Source organism: Kitasatospora sp. NPDC001175 (genome assembly GCF_053598215.1).
Map to the genome: position 1 here is coordinate 1 of NZ_JBSFJU010000183.1, position 2,957 is coordinate 2,957.

A 2,957-nucleotide genomic window follows, 5' to 3' on the forward strand; every position below is an offset into this window, starting at 1 on the left:
ACCGTGCTGCGCCCGAAGGTGGACGCGGCCCTCAACCTGCACGAGCTCACCGCCGGCCTGGACCTGAGCGCGTTCGTGCTCTTCTCCTCAGCCGCGGGCACCCTGAGCAGCCCCGGCCAGGGCAACTACGCTGCGGCCAACGTCTTCCTTGACGCCCTCGCCGCTCAGCGCCGTGCCGCCGGACTCCCGGCGACCTCGCTCGCCTGGGGTCCGTGGGCCGACAGCAGCGGCATGGTCGGCAGTCTGAACGAGCTCGACGTCCAGCGGATGAGCCGTGGCGGTATCCACGGCCTCTCCTCGGCCGAGGGCCTGGAACTGCTCGACACCGCGGTCACCACGGGCGACGCGACCCTGGTCCCGATGCGGCTCGACCTGGCCGCGCTGCGCCAGCAGGCCGCCGCCGGCAACCTCCCCGCGCTGCTGCGCGGACTGGTGCGAGTCCCGGCCCGCCGAGTGGCGCGGGCGGCCGCGGCGAGCGGCTCGGAGCTGGCCGGCCGACTGCAGGCACTGCCCGCCGGCGAGCGTGAGCAGGCGGTGCTCGACCTGGTCCGCGCCAGGGTCGGATCCGTCCTGGGCTACGCCGACGCCGCTGCGGTGGAGTCCGGCCGGGCGTTCAAGGAGCTCGGCTTCGACTCGCTGACCGCCGTCGAACTGCGCAACGAGCTCAATAGCGCGACGGGCCTGCGACTGCCCGCGACGCTGGTCTTCGACTACCCGAGCCCGATCGCACTGGCGGCCTTCCTGGTCACCGAACTGCTGGGCGAGGCGCCCGAGGCGTCCGCCACCGGTCCGGTCGCGGTCCTGGACGACGAGCCGATCGCGATCGTCGGGATGAGCTGCCGCTACCCGGGCGGCGTGGAGTCGCCCGAGGACCTGTGGCGACTGGTGTCCGAGGCCGGTGACGCGATCTCCGGCTTTCCGAGCAGCCGAGGCTGGGACCTGGACGGCCTCTACCACCCCGACCCGGACCACCAGGGCACCACCTACGCCCGCGAAGGCGGCTTCCTGCACGACGCGGGCCTCTTCGACCCGGACTTCTTCGGGATCTCGCCGCGTGAGGCGCTGGCCATGGACCCGCAGCAGCGCCTGCTGCTGGAGACCTCCTGGGAGGCCATCGAGCGGGCCGGCATCGATCCGGCCACGCTGCGCGGCAGCCGCACCGGTGTGTTCGCCGGTGTGATGTACCACGACTACGCGACCGGAATCAGCGAGCTCCCGGAAGGGGTCGAGGGCTACCTGGGCACCGGTGTCTCGGGCAGCATCGCCTCCGGCCGAGTGGCGTACACCTTCGGCCTGGAGGGTCCGGCCGTCACGGTCGACACCGCGTGCTCCTCGTCGCTGGTGGCGCTGCACTGGGCGATCCAGGCGCTGCGGGGCGGCGAGTGCAGCATGGCGCTGGCCGGTGGTGTCACCGTGATGGCGACGCCCGAGACCTTCGTGGACTTCAGCCGCCAGCGCGGTCTGTCGGCCGACGGCCGCTGCAAGGCGTTCTCGGCGGACGCGGACGGCACGGGCTGGGGCGAGGGTGTCGGCATGCTGCTCGTGGAGCGGCTCTCCGACGCCGAGCGCAACGGCCACCCGGTCCTGGCGGTGGTGCGCGGCTCGGCCGTGAACCAGGACGGTGCGTCGAACGGGCTGACGGCGCCGAACGGTCCGTCGCAGCAGCGGGTGATCCGCCAGGCGCTGGCGAACGCCGGTCTGTCGGCCGACGAGGTCGACGCGGTGGAGGCGCACGGCACGGGCACCACGCTGGGTGACCCGATCGAGGCGCAGGCGCTGCTGGCGACCTACGGCCAGGAGCACTCGGCGGACCGTCCGCTGTGGCTGGGTTCGCTGAAGTCGAACATCGGTCACACGCAGGCGGCGGCGGGTGTCGGCGGCATCATCAAGATGGTGATGGCGATGCGGCACGGTGTGCTGCCGCAGACGCTGCACGTGAACGAGCCCTCGCCGAAGGTGGATTGGGCCTCGGGTGCGGTGTCGCTGCTGACCGAGTCGCGGCAGTGGCCGGAGACGGGGCGTCCGCGCCGTGCGGCGGTGTCGTCGTTCGGTATCAGTGGCACCAACGCCCACACCATCCTCGAGTTCGCTCCGGTGGTCGTGGAGGAGCCGGCGGAGGTCGACTCCGGCATCGTGCCGCTGCTGCTGTCCGCCAAGACCGACAAGGCGCTGGCGGGCCAGGCAGCCCGACTGCTGGCCCTCCTCTCCGGGCAGACCGAGGCCGGCCTCCTCGACGTGGGCTACTCGCTGATGGCCTCGCGGGCCGGGTTCGAGCACCGGGCGGTGCTGGTCGCGGCCGATCGCGAGGGTGCGGTCCGGGGTCTGGAGGCGTTGGCTTCCGGTGAGCCGGGTGCGGGTCTGGTGCAGGGCACCGCAGGCTCCGCGGGGAAGGTGGCGTTCGTCTTCCCGGGTCAGGGTTCGCAGTGGGCGGCGATGGGTGCCGAGCTGTGGGAGCAGTCCCCGGTTTTCGCCGCGCGGATCGCCGAGTGCGGGGCCGCGCTCGCGCCGTTCACCGACTGGTCGTTGGAGGATGTGCTGCTCGGCCGGGCCGGTGAGGCGTGGCTGGAGCGGGTGGACGTGGTCCAGCCGGTGCTGTGGGCCGTGATGGTCTCGCTGGCCGAGGTCTGGCGCGCCGCCGGGGTCGAGCCGTCGGTGGTGGTGGGTCACTCGCAGGGTGAGATCGCCGCCGCCGTGGTCGCCGGTGCGCTGTCGCTGGAGGACGGTGCCCGGGTGGTGGCGCTGCGCAGCCGGGCGATTGCCGGTGGGCTTGCGGGTCGTGGCGGGATGGTCTCCGTGGCGCTGCCGGTGGAGGCGGTGCGTGAGCGGCTGACCGTGTGGGGTGAGGAGCGGATCTCGGTCGCGGCGGTGAACGGGCCGTCGTCGGTGGTGGTTTCGGGTGAGCCGGCTGCGCTGGAGGAGCTGATCGCCTCGTGCGAGGCGGATGGTGTCCGGGCGCG

The 2,957-nt window shown here is 73.0% G+C and carries 1 protein-coding gene; it reads left to right on the plus strand.

Annotation, left to right across the window (positions count from 1 at the left end; genetic code table 11):
* Positions 1-2,957, plus strand: a 2,957-nt coding sequence (locus tag ACWDAK_RS40900) for a type I polyketide synthase (RefSeq protein ID WP_449806588.1), incomplete at both ends; no start/stop codon positions are given.